Source organism: Bacillus sp. LR--39, assembly GCF_053613335.1.
Genome location: NZ_JBSIOT010000796.1, coordinates 1 through 741 on the forward strand (window position 1 = coordinate 1; position 741 = coordinate 741).

General features: G+C 38.9%; 1 protein-coding gene. It reads right to left on the reverse strand.

What is annotated here, in order from left to right:
- Positions 1-696 (reverse strand): LolA family protein (locus tag ACWHAR_RS26600; RefSeq protein ID WP_452088367.1); only part of this gene is annotated, 696 nt, incomplete at its 3' end.
- Positions 697-741: the final 45 nt, after the last annotated feature.

Sequence of the window (741 nt, forward strand, 5' to 3'; positions counted from 1 at the left end):
TTTGACCGCAAATGTATCGGAAGGCTTCGCGCTTGTGGCAACATCCATTTGAGAAAGGGTCATATTTTTCTTTTCATCAAATGATTCTTTATCAAATTGTTTATTAAATTCAAAGCTGCTGAATTCTACTTTGACCATCACTTTCCGGTCAGTATCCATCACTTTGACAGATGACGGGCTCATATCTTTTTTGTTAAATGTGATTTCTTGCGTGGGCAGCATTTTGTTATGCTGATAGTTTGTTTTTGTTTCGAATACATATTTCTTTTCTTTCGCTGTGAAAACTGCATCCGAATCGTTTTGAACATCCTTTACGAGCGATTCAAACAGATAAACCTGGCTGCTGTTGTTCGGCCAATCGCTTTGAAATCTGAAGCTCTTATTTAAAGACGGCGTGAGAACGAATACTCCGTTTTCATTTCGTAAAATGACTTGGTTTTGGTCCTTTTTCGGATTTTCTAAATAAACCCTGTACAGAGACGGCTTTTTGTGCCAAATTTCCACATTGTATACTTGAGGCTCACTCCCTGTCTCGATGGTCATTTTCGCTTTTGCTTTGTACGAGGTGTATTCTTTCGCCTTTTCATCTAACCCGGCCACAATATCTTGCTGTGTTTTTTGCCCGCAGGCAGAAAGAATAAGAACAGCAAGCAGTCCCGTTAAAAGCAAAACAAAGCTTTTTCTCACCTTTTTCAACCCCTTTTTCTCAATTGATGTAAAAGGAAGAAATCGCTTGTTTGA